At 60.5% G+C, this 16,297-nt stretch carries 17 protein-coding genes; 9 read left to right on the forward strand and 8 right to left on the reverse strand.

Translation table 11 applies throughout. The features are described from left to right. On the forward strand, positions 1–309 hold the full coding sequence (locus tag WDO70_01465; GenBank protein ID MEJ0061893.1) for a HigA family addiction module antitoxin: 309 nt from the start codon (positions 1–3) through the stop codon (positions 307–309). Here the strand turns inward: WDO70_01465 and WDO70_01470 are convergent. Next, the gene (locus WDO70_01470; GenBank protein MEJ0061894.1) at positions 304–1,299 is read right to left on the reverse strand and encodes an inorganic phosphate transporter; all 996 of its coding nucleotides are present in this window, start codon (positions 1,297–1,299) and stop codon (positions 304–306) included. The genes WDO70_01465 and WDO70_01470 overlap by 6 nt on opposite strands. Before the next feature lie 140 nt (positions 1,300–1,439). Here WDO70_01470 and WDO70_01475 point away from each other — a divergent pair, with 140 nt between their 5' ends. Next, a complete protein-coding gene (locus WDO70_01475) occupies positions 1,440–1,994 on the forward strand; it encodes a hypothetical protein (protein ID MEJ0061895.1) in 555 nt (184 codons plus the stop codon). 183 nt (positions 1,995–2,177) lie between these two features. Here the strand turns inward: WDO70_01475 and rph are convergent, their stop codons facing one another. Next, on the reverse strand, positions 2,178–2,894 hold the full coding sequence (gene rph / locus WDO70_01480; GenBank protein ID MEJ0061896.1) for a ribonuclease PH: 717 nt from the start codon (positions 2,892–2,894) through the stop codon (positions 2,178–2,180). An 800-nt stretch (positions 2,895–3,694) separates the two neighbouring features. Between rph and WDO70_01485 the strand changes: the two genes are divergently transcribed. The 3 genes from WDO70_01485 to WDO70_01495 all read left to right on the forward strand — a co-directional run bounded on the left by WDO70_01485 (position 3,695) and on the right by WDO70_01495 (position 8,566). Then, positions 3,695–7,450 (forward strand): hypothetical protein, encoded by a 3,756-nt coding sequence (locus tag WDO70_01485; protein ID MEJ0061897.1) that lies wholly within the window; start codon positions 3,695–3,697, stop codon positions 7,448–7,450. A 195-nt stretch (positions 7,451–7,645) separates the two neighbouring features. Next, the gene (locus tag WDO70_01490) at positions 7,646–7,768 is read left to right on the forward strand and encodes a hypothetical protein (GenBank protein MEJ0061898.1); all 123 of its coding nucleotides are present in this window, start codon (positions 7,646–7,648) and stop codon (positions 7,766–7,768) included. 129 nt (positions 7,769–7,897) lie between these two features. Then, positions 7,898–8,566, forward strand: coding sequence for a YggS family pyridoxal phosphate-dependent enzyme (locus tag WDO70_01495; GenBank protein ID MEJ0061899.1), 669 nt, complete (start codon positions 7,898–7,900; stop codon positions 8,564–8,566). Positions 8,567–8,664: 98 nt separating this feature from the next. Here the strand turns inward: WDO70_01495 and WDO70_01500 are convergent, their stop codons facing one another. Both WDO70_01500 and secB read right to left on the reverse strand, forming a co-directional pair. Next, entirely contained in the window at positions 8,665–8,802 is a 138-nt protein-coding gene (locus tag WDO70_01500; protein MEJ0061900.1) for a hypothetical protein, read from the reverse strand. Positions 8,803–8,833: 31 nt separating this feature from the next. Beyond that, entirely contained in the window at positions 8,834–9,331 is a 498-nt protein-coding gene (gene secB, locus WDO70_01505; protein ID MEJ0061901.1) for a protein-export chaperone SecB, read from the reverse strand. A 288-nt stretch (positions 9,332–9,619) separates the two neighbouring features. Here secB and WDO70_01510 point away from each other — a divergent pair, with 288 nt between their 5' ends. From WDO70_01510 to mnmE, 4 genes are read left to right on the forward strand one after another with little or no spacing between them, the layout of a single operon-like run. Continuing rightward, on the forward strand, positions 9,620–10,303 hold the full coding sequence (locus WDO70_01510; GenBank protein ID MEJ0061902.1) for a Tim44/TimA family putative adaptor protein: 684 nt from the start codon (positions 9,620–9,622) through the stop codon (positions 10,301–10,303). Positions 10,304–10,343: 40 nt separating this feature from the next. After that, the gene (locus WDO70_01515) at positions 10,344–11,471 is read left to right on the forward strand and encodes an MltA domain-containing protein (protein ID MEJ0061903.1); all 1,128 of its coding nucleotides are present in this window, start codon (positions 10,344–10,346) and stop codon (positions 11,469–11,471) included. Continuing rightward, complete coding sequence (locus tag WDO70_01520) at positions 11,468–12,286, forward strand: thermonuclease family protein (protein ID MEJ0061904.1); 819 nt, start codon at positions 11,468–11,470, stop codon at positions 12,284–12,286. Before WDO70_01515 ends, WDO70_01520 begins: the two co-directional genes overlap by 4 nt. Before the next feature lie 5 nt (positions 12,287–12,291). Further along, on the forward strand, positions 12,292–13,725 hold the full coding sequence (gene mnmE / locus WDO70_01525; protein ID MEJ0061905.1) for a tRNA uridine-5-carboxymethylaminomethyl(34) synthesis GTPase MnmE: 1,434 nt from the start codon (positions 12,292–12,294) through the stop codon (positions 13,723–13,725). Between the two features lie 459 nt (positions 13,726–14,184). On the opposite strand, the gene WDO70_01530 is transcribed toward mnmE, so the two are convergent. From WDO70_01530 to WDO70_01545, 4 genes are all read right to left on the reverse strand, one after another. Further along, entirely contained in the window at positions 14,185–14,448 is a 264-nt protein-coding gene (locus tag WDO70_01530; GenBank protein MEJ0061906.1) for a type II toxin-antitoxin system RelE/ParE family toxin, read from the reverse strand. Next, the gene (locus WDO70_01535; GenBank protein ID MEJ0061907.1) at positions 14,435–14,650 is read right to left on the reverse strand and encodes a TraY domain-containing protein; all 216 of its coding nucleotides are present in this window, start codon (positions 14,648–14,650) and stop codon (positions 14,435–14,437) included. Before WDO70_01535 ends, WDO70_01530 begins: the two co-directional genes overlap by 14 nt. 72 nt (positions 14,651–14,722) lie before the next feature. Further along, positions 14,723–15,496: a hypothetical protein gene (locus WDO70_01540; GenBank protein ID MEJ0061908.1), complete on the reverse strand. Its 774-nt coding sequence runs from the start codon at positions 15,494–15,496 to the stop codon at positions 14,723–14,725. Positions 15,497–15,576: 80 nt separating this feature from the next. Next, positions 15,577–16,248 (reverse strand): hypothetical protein, encoded by a 672-nt coding sequence (locus WDO70_01545; protein MEJ0061909.1) that lies wholly within the window; start codon positions 16,246–16,248, stop codon positions 15,577–15,579. Positions 16,249–16,297: the final 49 nt, after the last annotated feature.

A 16,297-nucleotide genomic window follows, 5' to 3' on the forward strand; every position in this document is an offset into this window, starting at 1 on the left:
ATGCCGATGAAAAATCCCCCGCATCCCGGGCGCAGCATCAAGACCGCGTGTCTTGAGCCGCTGAAACTGTCCGTCACCAAGGGCGCGGAGGTTTTGGGCGTGACGCGGCAGACGCTCACCAAGCTCATCAATGGCCGCTCGGGCATCAGTCCGGAAATGGCGATTCGCCTCTCCAAGGCTTTTGGCAGCACGGCGGAAACCTGGCTTCGGATGCAGCTTGCCCACGACCTTGCCAAGGCAAGAAAGGGCGAAAGCAAGCTCCATATCCGCCGCCAGCATATGCCGGAAGAATCGCGAGCGCATTCATAATCCCTGCAAAACCAGCGCCATCGCCGCGCCCATGAGCGCGGCGGCGGGAAGCGTGAGCAGCCAAGCGAGGGCGATGCGCCGCGCCATGCTCCACTGGATCTTTTGCCGAAGCCCGACGCCGATGATGGAGCCGGTCGCGGCATGGGTGGTGGAAATCGGCAGATGCAACAGTGTGGCGATGAGAATCGACAGCGCCGCGCCGGTCTCGGCGCAAAAGCCGCCCTGCGGCCGAAGCTGCGTGAGCCTGAATCCCAGCGTGTAAATGATTCGCCAGCCGCCCGCGAGCGTGCCGAGTCCCATCACCAGGTAGGAAAGCAGCAGCACCCAATAAGGCGGCTCGAACGCCGCGAGGCTGCCGCTTGCCACCAGCGCGCCGGTAATGATGCCCGCGGTTTTCTGGGCATCGTTGCTGCCATGCGTCAGGCTTAAAAAGGCCGAGGAGGCGAGCTGAAGCCGCCCGTAGAATTTATCGCCCGGCTTGCGCGCGGCGAGTTTCTCCAGCCTCTCCGCCGCGAACAGCAGCGCCGCGGACAAAGCCATGCCGATCAGCGGCGCGAGCAGCATGAAAAGCAGCGTCTGCGTCCAGCCCGACGCGATGATGACTTCAAGCCCCCTGCCCAGGCCCGCCGACGCCGCGTGATGCGCGATCGCCGCGCCGGCATAGCCGCCGAGCAGCGCGTGCGAGGAGCTGCTGGGCAATCGCCACCACCAGGTGAGAAGATTCCAGACGATCGCGCCGATCAGTCCCGCGAGAATGACAATGGGCGTGACCTGGGCGAGATCGACCATGCCGCTGCCGACGGTTTTGGCGACGCCGGTGCCGAATACGAACAGCGCCAGAAAATTGAATAGCGACGCCCACAGCACGGCGTAAAACGGCTTGAGCACCCGCGTCGCCACGATGGTCGCGACGGAATTCGCCGCGTCGTGAAAGCCGTTGATGAAATCGAAAACCAGCGCGACGGCGATAATCAGAATGGTCAAAAGCACGCGATCCTGTTCCTCATAAAATGCAATCAATTCCCCATTTTCGCGGGCCTGCGGCGTTCTTATACGCGATTGCGGGATTTCGCTATGGTTTTTACGCTGGCGCTCCTAATATGAACCGGTATTTTCAAGGAGCGTGCGCCATGGCGCATAAGACGGTGCAATTCATCGCGCAGGCTTTTTTGCAGGCCGGCAGTGAAGAGATGCAGCATTTCTATCTCGGCCTTTTGACGGGCGCGGTCAAAGACAAGCCCGCTTTGGCCGATTCCGTGCTTAAGCGCGCCTTGATCGAGACGCAAAACGCCGATCCCGCCATGCGGCGCGACGGCCTGGCGCTCATGCAAGCCGTGGCTTCCTTTCGTCCTGATTTAAGCGGCCAAATCTTCGAGGCCGCGAAACGGGCGATTCAAGCCGACGGCTATCCCAGCGTTCGCGCCGCCGGTCATAAAGCGCTCGGCGCGGCTTTGCCTTATTGTCCTGAGGACAGGGCCGAGGCGCTGCGGCTTACGCGAGCCGGTCTTGCGGATATGGCGCAAATCCGTGTCGTCGCGCAGTCCAATCTCGGCTTCATCGCGGGATTCTGGCCCGATCTTTCGGCCGCCGCCACCGCCAGCGCCGAGGCGGCGCTGCATAGGCCGCCGGAACGGTCGTCGGTGAGCGCGTCACCGCGCCCTTTCGAAAGAAAACAACACGGCTAAGAGACCATCTGAAAAGTCATGATGCCGGGCTGCAAACCACGCTTTCCTGCGCTTCCGGTGCTCACATATGTTGAATATGCTGCGCTCCCATGAAATCCTGTGGATTTCAAATCTCGGAAAGCGCGGTTTTCGCCTCGGCCCGATGACTTTTCAGATGGTCTCTAAGGGCGAGTCAGCCGAAGATTACTCCTTCAAAACGGCATTCTGCAATTCGACGAGCGCGGCGACGCCTTGTTGCGCGAGGCCGAGAAGGGCGGAAAATGCCTCGGCGCTGAACGGTTCCAGCTCGGCGGTGCCCTGGATTTCCACGATGCCGCCGCGCCCCGTGAGAACGAAATTCGCGTCGGCGCCGGCGTTTGAATCTTCGGCGTAATCGAGATCGAGCACCGGCACGCCCTGATAAAGGCCGCAGGAAATCGCCGCGACATTGTCGATCAGCGGCCATGATTTGACCACGCCGCGCTTTTGCAGATGGCGGCAGGCCAGAGCCAGCGCGACATAGCCGCCGGTGATCGCCGCCGTCCTCGTGCCGCCGTCGGCCTGGATCACGTCGCAATCGATCTTGATCTGAATTTCGCCGAGCTTTTCGCGGTCGGTCACGGCGCGCAGCGCGCGGCCGATCAGGCGCTGGATTTCCTGGGTGCGGCCGGTCTGCTTGCCCTTCGCCGCCTCGCGCTCGGTGCGTTCCGCCGTCGCGCGCGGCAGCATCCCGTATTCGCCGGTCACCCAGCCCAGGCCTTTGTTGCGCAGAAAGGACGGAACCTTCTCGCCGAGGCTGGCGGTGCAGAGAACGTGGGTGTCGCCGAATTTCACCAGGCACGATCCCTCGGCATATTTGGCGTAGCCGGGAATGAGTTCGATGGAGCGGGGCTGGTCTGGGCGTCGGCCGGAGGGGCGCATGAGAGGGTTTCAAATGCCGGAGAAAAGGGATTGGAAAGTGGCTGGTACAGCATTATCCGCCGGTTGTCATCCTGGATATCAGACCGGATTGGGGGCTTAACTTCTGAATACGGTCTTATGACGGGTAATTTTATTACTTTTTTTCAAAGGTAATCATTATGAAATTTTGGTTAATTTGTGGATAACCATAAATTGGGGAAGATTTAACTTTTGGATTCAAGATATTATGCCTGTATGCCAATACTTACCCCTCATGGATAACTAGATACTAAATTAATACAATATTCATAGATTCGGCGTCTGATTGTTGATACAGTAACAAAACTAAAGAAGTTAGTTTATTAACAAACGGGGGGAAGACATGAGAATGGAACCAACCAAGAGACTAGGCTCTGCCGAAGCCCAAAGCGCGTTTGCGGATTTCGCGGGCGGCATGGGCATGGGCATTATGGGGCCTGAGCGTAAAGCTCTTTTGGGTAGGGCATCTCGCCTCGCAGTCTCGGCGGTAGCAGGCGGCAACTCGCCGCACGCCAACGTTCCGACCCCAGCTGCCGGATAGGCGTCTTTCGATAGAATTAGCGCAAGGCGCGGTCCGCAAGGGCCGCGCCTTGTTGCTTTTACGGCGTGAATTCAGCTTTCTTTCACCGGATCATTCTAATCTTGCGAGATTAACTTTATGCCTACCGCAACTCTTGAGTTGCGATATTTACCTGAAAGTATTTCGTAAGCTTGCCCACATATTGGGGCGCGTGGTAAATTCGAGGCAAGCATAGAACTGGGCAATAATCGAGGAATTGATCATGGCGGAACAGGAAACACCCGTAAATAAGCCTTCAGGCCCCGAGATTCTCGCGGAGCTGCTGACCGATCCCGGCGTCGTCGATAGCGTGCGCGCGCGTTCCAGCAAAGATCAGCCCCATGCTTATGCGACCGCCGCCGATCTCCAGAATATCGAGGAAGCGGAACGCCGCCGCCATGCGGCCCCCAACGCCGTAAACCAGGATGCGCCCGTCAGCCCGCCGCCTGCCGCTCCAGTTGTTGCCGCCGCGCCGCCGGTTACGGCAGCGCCCGCCGTTCAAGCTGCCGTTCAAGCTGCGCCTCAAGCTGAAGGCGTGCAGGCCGACGATGTCGAAGCCATGGCCGATAGAATCCTGAGGCGCATACGCCGCAACACCCGGGAGCAGCGCGAGGAGAATGAAGAGGAATTCGACGATCTCCACAAACAGCTCAGAAAAATTCGCAGGGAACTCAGGAATCGGTCCAGCAACGATGAAGACGAAGAGGCCGGCAATCAGCGGCCGAGCGTCATCCAGCCGCCTGCGGGCACCGCCCAGGCTCAGCCTACATCCCAGCAGGCCGCCGACGTGGCGGAGCATTGGGGCCATTTCGGCACGCTGAAACTGATAGACCCGGTTGCCGGCCTCTATCATATCCCCCATAGGGATGGCGGCCATATGGCCGTTCAGCATAATCATATCGCCTATCACGGCAGCGCGGGAACCGACATCGATCTTATCGAGAACGGCGCGCTTCATGCCCAGAAATTCTGGGGCAGCCTGCAGTTCGCGCCGGATTCGACCGAAGAATTCAAGATCAAGATGTATGGCGCGGCGCTGGCGCACGGCGTTCCGGTGACCGGCTATCAGCCGGAGGGCGGGGCGCTGCAGATGGCGCAGCAATATGCGGAATATTTCGCGCAGCGGCGGCAGCCGGGCCAGAATCCGGCCGAGCCCGACATGGCGGGGCTGAACGGCGTGCAGAACGCGGCGCCCGGAACCGCCCCGCTTGGAACCCCCCCACTTGGAACTCCAGCGCCCGGCAATGGCGCGCCGGTCACGCAGGCTCAGGAAAGACAGGCGTTCGCGGAGGCTTTGGCCGCCGCGGGTTCCCCTTACGAAGAAGCGAAAGCCGAAGCGTGGTCCAATCTTGTCGAGCAGATTCCGGACGCGCGCTACAGGGTCGCCGCCGGCATGGAAGCGATGATGCAGCGGCCTTCGGAGGAAGCTTTCCTCAACTTTTTTGGCGGCGAACTCATTCTCGATAACGTCAAACACATACAAAATGACGATGCCTTCATCCGCCGCGCGCTTGATGTCGTTGTGGCGTACGGAAACGACGGACAAAAAGCTGACGCCGCGCAAGACCTCGCGGTGCTGGCCGCTGCGCTGCCTTCCAATACTCCGGCGACCCCCGAGCAAATCAACGACGCCCTTCTCAAGGCCAGGGCATCCGAGAGAGCGGGGAATGCCGACTTGCATCAGGGGGACGTTGCGGTTCTGGTGCAGCTTACCGATTCGCTGCCCAGCCCGCTCGACAGAATGAAAGAGTATGAGCGCGCCTTGGTCAGCAGCCCGCGCGGCTCGCTGCTGAACACGGTGGCGGGATCGAAGATTCTCGACAATCTCGATCAGGCGGCCCCCGGCCTCAGCCTCGACGAACAACTCGACATCGTCAATCTCGTCCGGCAGCACACCAGGCTCGGCTCTTACGTTCAGAACGAGGCTTCGGACCGGATGGAAGCTCTGATGGCGCAGGCGGCGAAAGCGGATCCCGCCGCGCAAATCGGTATGGCGCTGGGAGACGCGCTGGCGGCGCAGGCCGCGGGCGATAACAACGCCTATGGCCTGAAAGTGAATGCCTGGTCCGACCTTATTCAGACATTGCCGGAGGCGTCGCAACGAGTCGCGGCGTATCAAGCGGGCATGGCCGATCCGCGCGCCGACGATCAGCTCAAGGCGCTGGCCGGCCACATGATCATGGACGACGTGAAGAATTTGCCCGGCCCGCAGGAACAGCGCGAAGCCGTGGATTTCGTCGCCGCTCATGCCGCGCCCGGCTCCGAGCTGAAAGCTCGCGCCGAACTGGCGCAGCAAAAGCTCACGGAGCCGGAAATCGAGGTTCGCACCGACGCCTTTATCGGTGTTGACGTCACCCCGCTCGACCCGGTTGCGATAGCTCTCGCCGCGCTTAATAAAGACGGTAATGTCGGCCCGCTTCCCATCGTGACGATCGGCGAGGCGCCTCCTCCTCCTCCTTCCGTCCCGCAAAACGATCCGCTTCCTCCGGGTAGCGGCTCCTCGACCGGCGGCGGTTCGTCTCCGGACGGCGGCGGCTTTGCGGCGAGCAGCTTTGATGCCGCGCCGCATAATGACGCGGAGATCGCGCCGGTCGATCAAAAAGCCGTCGTGGCCGATCTGGCGGCCCTGGCGAAAAGCGCGCCGCCACGGTCGGAAGAAGAAAAAACTCTTGCCGCACAATGGTTCGACGAATCCCTTAAGCTGCCGTATAGCGAGCAGCTTGACGCCGCGCGGCAGGCGCTTTCGGACAAGTCCTCCACGGCGGGCAAATCTCCCACGATTCTGTCCTCCTTCCTTCAAGAGGAAGCCGTCGAGCAAATCATCAGTTTGGGCCGTGTCGTTAATATCGACCCCGCGCAGCGCGCCCAGGATTTGCAATCCGCCACGCTATCCACCACGGTCAACTCGCCTCAGGAAAAAAAGGCGTTCGAGGCCTGGAAGCAGGAAGTCGCATCGATGCCCGATGTGGTGCAGCAACTCGATGCCACCCTCGCGATGGATACGGCCACCAAGGGCGGCGCAAGAAACCATCTTTCCAAGCAAGCCGAAGCGGAACATGAAAGATATTTAGCCGTTTTCGTGGATGATGATGTGGATTCGGCGCCGTCGTCGAGCGTGGCTTCGGCCCCGCCCGCGCCGTCATCCAAACCGGCCTCCGCTCCGAGCGCTCCCATTCACGATACGCTTCCTCCGCCCTCCGCGCCCGATACGGTGCGGGATGGCGTCGCGGCTAAAGGTTCCAATGGCGCGGAGCCGCCCCCTATGACGCCTAGGGCAACGCCACCATCGTCGCCCGTCGCCGGAGACATGGCCGGAGTCGATCAGCTTATCGACGCTACTGCGGTTTCGACGTTCGAGGATACCGGACCGCCGACGGAGCCAAGCGCCCGGCGTCCCGATGCCGGTGCCACGGCGTCGTCCCGCAGCGTCGATGTCCAAACCGTGCAGGTTGCGCAAGCCGCCAAGCCTGAAATGACGGCTGAAATGGCGATCGAGAGTATAGAGGCGGAAAACCGCCCGTTGCTGATCGCCAACATAAAGACGGGCGCGGATGTGGAAGTATCGCTGGCGCTAGCGCGGGGAGGTAGGTCTCTGGAGCATTTGAACGACAAGGAACGCCAGGTGCTGGTTGCCTTAACGAAAAGGGAGATGGCGCTAGACAAAAGCGATGCGACGAAAGTGCTTAAATCCCCTTGGGAGGAACTAGCCCAGGCCGCCGCAAACGCAGGCAAGCCTGACGCTGCTCTGCCCTCATCTTCACCGACATCGCCCCGCAATTACGAGGCGCTGAAGATTCCGTCGTCCAGCCAGCCGCCGGATTCGCGGCCGTCAGCTTCTCCGGATAATGGCCGTGATTTGTCCGGCGTTCCGACGCCTCGGGCGGAGCAACCTTCTCCGGGGTCTGGCGCTCCCGGCGCAAGTCCTGCAGCCACGGCAGCGCCGCGCCGCCGGGCGCCTGTTGTTGGCACCACTCCCTAAAAGATAGGGCGATCTTCAATCCCTCAACGCCCGGACAGCCATGTCCGGGCGTTTTTGTTTCATGCGTAGTTTTGTTGCCCATATTTAGTAAAAAACTTTCCTTTTTATGTACTTTTCGATTGACGGACGTTATATCTATGCTACCTTTTGTCCGCTAACCAAAACTTCACCAACCAGCTTTTAATGGAGATGAACATGGCAGCAGTGAGCAAAAAGCCCGAACCCAAGCAACCCGCAGCCAAGCAAGAAGAGGGCGGCGCGCCGAAGCGTCCGGTCGTTAAGCAGAAATTCTGGGAGCCTTCGCTCGACGTCGCTTGAAGACAGCCGAATGAGCATCAATCAACGATCATAAAATCGACATGGATAAATTGAAGCGCGCCCGTTGCCGGGCGCGCTTTTTCATGCAGGCATGGTATCTATCGTTCGTCATTTGATTCTCTGGCTCTCATGCCTCTCGCAGAAAATCTCGCCGCGATTCGCGCGGCCATCCACGCCGCCGCGAAAGAGGCCGGACGCGATCCGGGCGGCGTGCGATTGCTTGCCGTTTCCAAGGGCCAGCCCGTCGAAGCCATCGAAGCGGCCTATGCGGCGGGGCAGCGCGATTTCGGCGAGAATCGCGCGCAGGAGGCGGCGCGAAAATTTATCCAATTTCGCACAAGCCATCCGGACATTCGGCTGCATCTGATCGGCCCGCTTCAGACCAACAAGGCTGCCGATGCCGTCCGGCTGTTCGATGTGATCGAAACGCTCGACCGGCCCAAGCTCGCTTATGCGCTTGCCGAAGAGATGCGGCGCCAGGACCGCCATCCCGATCTTTATATCGAGGTGAATATCGGCCATGAGCCGCAGAAAGCGGGAATCGCGCCGGAATCCCTGGCGGATTTTCTTACGCTATGCCGCGGCGAGCTGAAACTTCCGGTGCGGGGCTTGATGGCCATTCCTCCGCTGGGAGACGATCCCGCGCTTTATTTCCGCAAGCTCGCGGCGCTCGCGGCGGCGCACGATCTTGCCGCATGCAGCATGGGCATGAGCGGCGATTTCAAAACCGCCATCGCTTGCGGCGCGACGGAAGTGCGGATCGGAACGGGAATTTTTGGGGCGCGGAATCAACACTGATGGGATGATCCGGATTTTTATGGCTTACCTGTCAAAATTGTCGAAAATTTTATGGATCGGGGCGGAATTGGAGGGAAAGCGGGAATCTGATTTTTAATTTAGCTGCCTTCGCCTGCGGCTACGAAATTCATCATGATCAGGCCGCTTTTCAAAATCACGATCAGCGTGGCGGTCGATAGCATATTGCCGTCTAACAGTGACGATATCATGTTGCCATGAATCAATGCCTCTATCATCTTGCTCTCCAGTGGTTGGCCAGTAGTTGGCTTACAGTCCTCCGTCGGGTCTTGGTTGCTGCGCTTGCTGTTCCATGTTCTGCCGGTAAAGGGCGGCGAAATCGATCGGGGCGAGTAAAAGGGGAGGAAAATTGCCTTCCCGCACCATATCGCTCAACACCGCCCGCGCGAACGGAAACAACTGGTAGGGACACTCTACCAGCAATAGGTTACGCAATTGTTGTTCCGGCATCGCCGGAACGCTAAAAAGTCCCGCATAGGATAATTCGGCAATGAATCCAGTACGTTCGCCGAATTTCGATTCCGCTTTAAGCGTCACGATCACCTCATGCACCCTGTCGCCCATGCCGCGCGCGGCGACATTGACCGCGACTTCCAGCTTCGGCTCGACGCCGCCGCCCATGAAAATGGCCGGAGCGTTGGGATTCTCGAACGACATGTCGCGCACATATTGGGCGTTAATCACGATGGCGCTCGCGGCGCTGGCGTGACTGCCCCCATTGAGGGCGGCGGCGGATGATTCACTCATGGATAACCTCGGTTTGTGTCCGCCACAGAAATACATGCTATTCCTTTCGGGATAAAGGAATGATTTGCAGTTGGGCCCATCTTGGTTAAAGTATGGGGCTTCGTTAATGAGCGAAGCCGTTTACGGCTTCGCGAGTTTACGAAATCCTTATCCCGGAAAAGTCCGGCTGCGCAGCAGATGGATTTTATCCGGGATCCAGAGAATAAAGTTCTTCGTTAATGAGCCAGGCCATGAAATGGTTTGAGGAATTTACGAAACCCTTACGAAAATTCCGGTAGCATCGCCCCCATGGCTTATTTCGACATCCTCTTCTTCGCTATCGTCGCGGTGGTTCTCATTCTCCGATTGCGCACCGTTCTGGGACGGCGCAACGAGGACGAGCCGCGCCGTCCGAATCCGTTCGGCATTCCGCCCGCGGGCAAGGAAGAAGAGGATGAGGAGTTCGCCGTCAGCCCCGCGCATGAGATGGCGATTCCCGAAGGAAGGCGGCAGGCGCTGCCGCCGCCGATCCTCGCGCCCGATTCTCTTGCCGGCGGCATCGAGCAAGTGCGCCGCCTCGATCCCCTGTTTGACGAAAAGCAGTTTCTCGCCGGGGCGAAATCGGCCTTTTCCATGATCGTCAGCGCCTTCGCGCAGAATGACATGGGCGCGCTGCGCAGCCTTCTGGGGCCGGAAGTTTATGCCGCGTTCGGCAAGGCGGTCGAGGCGCGCATGGCGGCGGGCGTCAAGCTCGAAACCGGCATTCACGCCATCAAGGAAGCCGAACTGACGCGCGTGAAACTGGCGGGCGACGTGGCGCGGCTGACGGTGCGCTTCGTCAGCGAGCAGAGCAACGCCGCCTATGACAAGGACGGCGCGCTGACCGACGGCGATCCGCAGCGGCGCGAGGAAATCGAAGACATATGGGTCTTCGCCCGCAATCTCAAGCAGAGCGATCCCGCCTGGCTGCTGGTCGAAACCGGGAATCAATAATGCGGTGGGCAATAATGAAGGGGCGATAATGAAGGGGGCAATGATGCGTCCGGCGGCCGCCCGCGCTTTCAGCCTTTTTCTGCTCGCCTTTCTTGCCGCCTGCGCGGAAAAGCCGCCTCCGGTCTCTTATGAGCCGCGAAGCTTCGCCGAACTGCCGGGCTGGGAGCAGGACGATCTGAGCGGAGCGGCGCAGGCCTTGCGCCGCTCCTGTCCGCCCAATGCCGCCAAAGACGAAAGCTGGCGCGAGGTTTGCGCGGCGCTGCCGGACGGCGGCGACAACGTGGCCTTACGTGCCTATTTCACGCGGAATTTCGAGGCCTTTCAGATTGTCGAAAACGGAAAAGACGAAGGTCTTTTCACCGGCTATTACGAAGCGGAAATCAACGGCAGCCGTGAACGGCGCGGGCGCTACACTATCCCGGTGTATGGCGCGCCGGAGGATTTGCTGACCGCCGATCTCGGCGCGTTCAAGCCCGAGCTTCAAGGCCAGCGCATCAGCGGCAGGGTGGAAGGCAAGCGCTTCGTTCCCTATCCCGACCGCGCGGCTATCACGGCAGGCGCGAAAAAGATCGACGCGCCGGTTCTGCTATGGACCGACGATTCGGCTGCGTTGTTTTTCCTGCAGGTGCAGGGATCGGGGCGCGCGCTGATGGAAGACGGCGCGGCGCTGCGGCTCGGTTATGGCGCGCAGAACGGGCGTCCTTATGTCGCGATCGGACGCATCCTCAAAGAGCGCGGCGAACTGCCGCAGGACGGCGTCACGATGGCGAGCATCCGCGCCTGGCTCGCGGCGCATGACAAGGAATCCGCCGAGCTTCTCAATCTTAACCCGTCCTATGTTTTCTTCAAACTTGCCGAGGGCGATCCGCGCGGCGCGCAGGGCGTTGAACTGACGCCGGAACGCAGCCTCGCGGTCGACCGGAATTTTATCGCGCTCGGCTCTCCGGTCTGGATCGACGCCGAAAGCCCTGATGCCAAAAACCCCGCTGGCGGAGAAGAAAGACTGCGGCGGCTTTTCATCGCGCAGGATACCGGCGGCGCGATCAAGGGCGCGATCCGGGGCGATGTCTATTGGGGTTATGGCGCGCGCGCCGCCGAGCTTGCCGGAAAAATGCAAAGCCGGGGCCGTGCCTATATCCTGCGGCCCAGAAAGGCTCCCGTGTCATGAAATTTCTGGGCCCCGCCCTCATTCTTGCATTCGCCGCCTTTTCCGCCCAGGCGGCGGACGAGACCGCGAAAGTGATCGGCAGTCCGGACGGGCGCACGCTTTTTCTTGAAAGCCGGGAACAGGCGCGGCTCGACGGCGTCGCCGCGCTCGACATCCCCGACCGGGCGGAAGAATTCGACCGCTGTCTGCCCAGCCTGCGCGGCCCCGACGCCGTCAGCACCACCTGCGATCTCAAGCTCGCGATGGCGGCGCGCAATTTGCTGCGCCAGATGACCGAAGGCAAGGATGTGCGCCTGAGCGTCGATCCGCAGCAGCGCGACGACCGCCACGGCAGGGTGTTGGCGCAGGTTTACGCTCCCGACGGCCATGGCGGCGAGCTTTGGACGCAGGAGAAACTGCTGGCGGCGGGCCTTGCCTATATCCGGCCCCCGGTGCAGCAGGAAGCGGCGCTGCCCGCGCTGCTGAAAACCGAAGCGGCGGCGCGCGCGGCCAAAATCGGGATTTGGCAATTGCCGGAATTCCATCCCATCCCGCCCGAAGACGCCGCCCAATATGAAGGCCGGCATGTTTTCATCGAGGGCGTGGTGCTGAAAGCCGCCAAGACCAGGAATAAAATCTATCTCAATTTCGGCCATGACTGGCGTCATGATTTCACCGCCATCATCGAAAAAGAGGATTGGAAAAAATTCGCCAAGGCCGAGACCGATGTCATGACGTTCGAGAACCGCAAAATCCGCGTGCGCGGCATTATCTATCAGGATAACGGCCCGATGATGCGGATCGCGTCGCCGTGGCAGATCGATGTCGTGGAATAGGCCGCATGGCTTTTCTTGCCGATACCATCTTCGCCCTCGCGAGCGCCCCGGGACGCGCCGGCGTCGCGGTCATGCGAATATCCGGCCCGCTGGCGGGCGAGGCGCTCCGGCAGCTGACGGGCCGCGACCTGCCCGAGCCGCGCCGCGCCGCCTTGCGCGAATTCCATCATCCAGGCGGCGCGCTTCTGGATCGCGGCCTCGCGCTATGGTTTCCGGCGCCGCATAGCTTTACCGGCGAAGATGTCGCCGAGCTTCATCTTCATGGCGGCCGCGCCATCGTCAGCGGCATGGCCGCCGCCCTCGCCTCGATGCCGGGCCTGCGCCTCGCGGAGCCTGGCGAGTTCACCCGGCGCGGCTTCGAGAACGGCAAGTTCGATCTCACCGAAGCCGAAGCGGTCATCGACCTCATCAACGCCGAAACCGAGGCGCAGCTGCGCCAGGCGCTGCGCCAGGCGGACGGGGCGCTGTCGCGCCTTTACGAGGATTGGCGCGCCCGGCTGCTGCGCGCGCTTGCCCATATCGAGGCCGATATCGATTTCGCCGACGAAGATTTGCCGCCCGGTCTTGCCGCCGCGCGCGTTCTGGAACTCAGCGGCCTTCGCGCCGAACTCGCCGCCCATCTCGCCGACAACCGGCGCGGCGAGCGGCTGCGCGACGGTTATCACATCGCGATTCTCGGTCCACCTAATGCTGGCAAATCGAGCCTGCTCAACGCGCTGGCCCGGCGCGACGCGGCGATCGTCTCCGCCGTGGCGGGCACCACGCGCGACGTGATCGAGCTGCAGCTCGATCTCGGCGGCTATCCGGTCATCGTCGCCGATACCGCGGGCTTGCGCGAATCCGAAGATGCCATCGAAAGCGAGGGCATTCGCAGGGCCGCCGCGCGCGCCGGACTGGCCGATCTCAAGCTTTTGGTTTTCGACGGCGCGTCGCTGCCCGATCTCGACCCGATGACGCTGGCGCTGCTCGACGACCGGGCGATGATGGTGGTCAATAAGCAGGATTTGATTTTCATGGAGAATGCAAAAGAGGCGTCATTCCCGACGCCGCATCGCGGCGAGCGGGAATCCCGTTTGATATCCTTCGATGAAAAAGTAAACGGGATGCCTGCTTTCGCGGGCATGACCACTCCTTTTATTATTTCCCTCAAAACCAATTTCGGCATCGAAGCTTTGATCGAGGCGCTGACCGCCCGCGTCGCGGCTGAACTCGCCGATACCGGCCAGCCCGCGCTGACCCGCCTGCGCCATCGGACGGCGCTGGAGGAATGCGCGGCGCATCTCGACCGCGCGCTGGCCGGGCTTCAGGAGAAACGCGAGACGGCGCTGACCGCCGAAGACGTCCGCCTCGCCATGCGCGCCCTGGGCCGAATCACCGGCAGCGTCGACACCGAAGATTTGCTCGACGTGATTTTCCGGGATTTTTGCGTGGGGAAGTAAGGGCTTCGTTAATGAGCTGCGCTGCAAGCGCGGCGAATTTACGAAACCCTTATCCCGGCGAAGGCCGGGATCCAGAAAAAATGAAGGTGGCGGAAGCCTTCGATTAACATTCATCCTGTAGATTTGCCCTATTTAAGGGGTCTTTCAGTCCGAAGGCGGTTTAGCCGCTTCCACCAAATCTTATCTGCTACTGCAGACCTAAATGGTAACGCACTTAGACCGGGTTTCTACGAAGAGGTATTATTCCATGCTCGTCATGTAGCTTGTCCGCTCTTCGCTTGAATGGCCCATTTTGATTCTTCCTTCGTTTCTCCCTTAGGCTAAACCTCCATTTGCTCGTTACAGCATATGGCACGAAGTTGGGGATTCCAAAAAGTGGGTCAAAAGACACCTCTTTCTGCGCTCCGCATTAGGAGCGTGCGGTCATTATATCCGATTCGGCAATTGCGATCAAATCGATTACTCATACACTTCCCGCCGGTGACCGATTCGCAGCACCAGCACGATCAGCCTGCGGTCTTCAATCTTGCAGACAATCCGATAATCGCCGACGCGATAACGCCACAGCCCGGCCTTGTCAGCCGTCAACCCTTCCCCAAATCGGCGCGGGCTTTCGCGCGAGGCGATTCGCTCTTCGAGATATTTGATGATGCGCTGCTGCGCCGTATGATCGAGCTTGCGGAATTCCTTGCGGGCGGATTCGTCCCACTCAACCGTCCACAAGGTCGGCGCCCTTCTTGATCTCGGCCATCGTCCAGCGGCGTCCGGGCTTCTTCAGCCTTTTCTGCGCCAGATAGGCGTCTTCCAAATCCTCGATATGCTGCAAGATGGCTTCGCGCGCGTAAAAAGTTTTGGTGCGGCCCGTCCTGGCGGCCAGCGCGGCAAGGCGCTTTTCGATCTCGGCGGGCAATCTGATGGCAAGCATGGCGGCATCTCCTTTTGCTATACATGTATAGCAGAAAAGCGGCGAACGGTCAAATGCGGCCATGCCGGAAGATCACGGCGACGCGAGCTGGATGCTGTGCGGCTGTTTGGTTTTTTTTGGCCTGGCGGGCGCGGTTTCGCGGCTCGCTTCGCGCAGGCGCTTTAATTCCCGGCTCACTCGTTTTAGCTGGCGCTCGATACGCTCCAGGTCGCTGGCCATGTCTTTGGAACGAAGCTTGGTCTTGCTTTTCTTCGGCGATCCGGGCCCGATGCCGCCCTGAAGCGGCTGATAGCCCAGCACTTTCACGCCCTCGGCTTTGGCGGCTTCCCACATGCGGCGCTTGAAGTCATCGTCCGAATCCGGATTCATCACCATCGCGCCGCCCCAAAACTTTTTGGCGTGAAGCACGCCGGCGCGGATGGCCTGTTCGTCTTGCGTCGCGCCATAGACGAAAGTGAGGCTTTTCTCTTCGATATAGACGCTGCCGGTCTCGGTGTCGGCGATGGCGGTCTTCATGTTCGTCCAGTAGTCGAGCGCGCCCACGCCGCCCCAATGCTCGGCGATCGCGGCGGGGATTTGCCGGACTTTTTCCGCGCGCTCGCGCTCTTGCTGTTCCTGCGTGAGACGATGCGTTGCCGCCGCCTTCCGGGCGTCCTCATATTGCCGTTGCAGTTCGGAAAGTTTCAGGTTGGCTTCGAGATTGCTGCCCGGCGCGGCGATGCGGCTCGTGAAAGCTTCATAGAGCGCCGTGGTCGCGTCCTGTTCCGCTTGCTGCGCGGCGTCAAGGCGCTCCCGATACATCGGGCCGCGATGATGTCTTTTAGAAGGAAGATTATTCAGGTCCATATATTCGCGATTACACAAATCCGAAAAGATGCGCAAGCCGCTTCGCTGCCGGGCGATGGAAAAATTAGAGTTCGGAATTCTTAAACCGGACGGTCGGCCCGTTCCGGCTCGACCAGCCGCAGATAGGGCGGCGGCTCGTGATGGGCGGGTGCCGCCTGGGGTGTATTCTGATTAACCTCGCCCGCCTCGCCGCCATGCATCATGGCGATGGTTTCGAGCGTGATGGTCAGGTCGAACGCGATTTTGCCGAGATCATTCGGCGCGGTGAGCCGGACATGCTCGAGGCCAAGCTCCTTGAACATCGAGCAGCAATGGATTGAGGCGATCAGATACGACAAATCCCGGAACAGCAGCGCGATCCGGTCGGCCAGGCCCTTGAATTCGGCGCTGTCGGGGCCGTGATGAAGCATGCACCGCGCCAGACAATGCAGGAATTCATTGCCGAAGACGGCGGCGTCGGGCTTGATATTCTCGCCATGCTTGACCCAGTGGGCCAGCCGGTCGCGGGTATCGGCGGTCAGATCGGTGCTGGTGTCGAGTTTGGCGGGAAGCCAGCTTATTTCCGCCATGCGGCGCTGGATGGTTTTGATGCCGAGGCGCTCGGCGCGGATATAAGCGAAGGCGTATTCCTCGCGGTTATATTCATCCTCAAGCGGGTATAAAGCGAAAATACTGAGCCGCTCCACCGCCAGCCGGTCTTTTGCCGCCATCAGGCGGGCGCGCAGATCGGTAATGTGAAATTCCCCGTTCATCGCCTTTCCTATGGAACGATCCTCCTCTAAGGCATTGTTATTGCTTGTG

The sequence above is a fragment of the Alphaproteobacteria bacterium genome (assembly GCA_037200005.1).
Lineage (GTDB): Bacteria > Pseudomonadota > Alphaproteobacteria > UBA9219 > RFNS01 > JBBCGY01.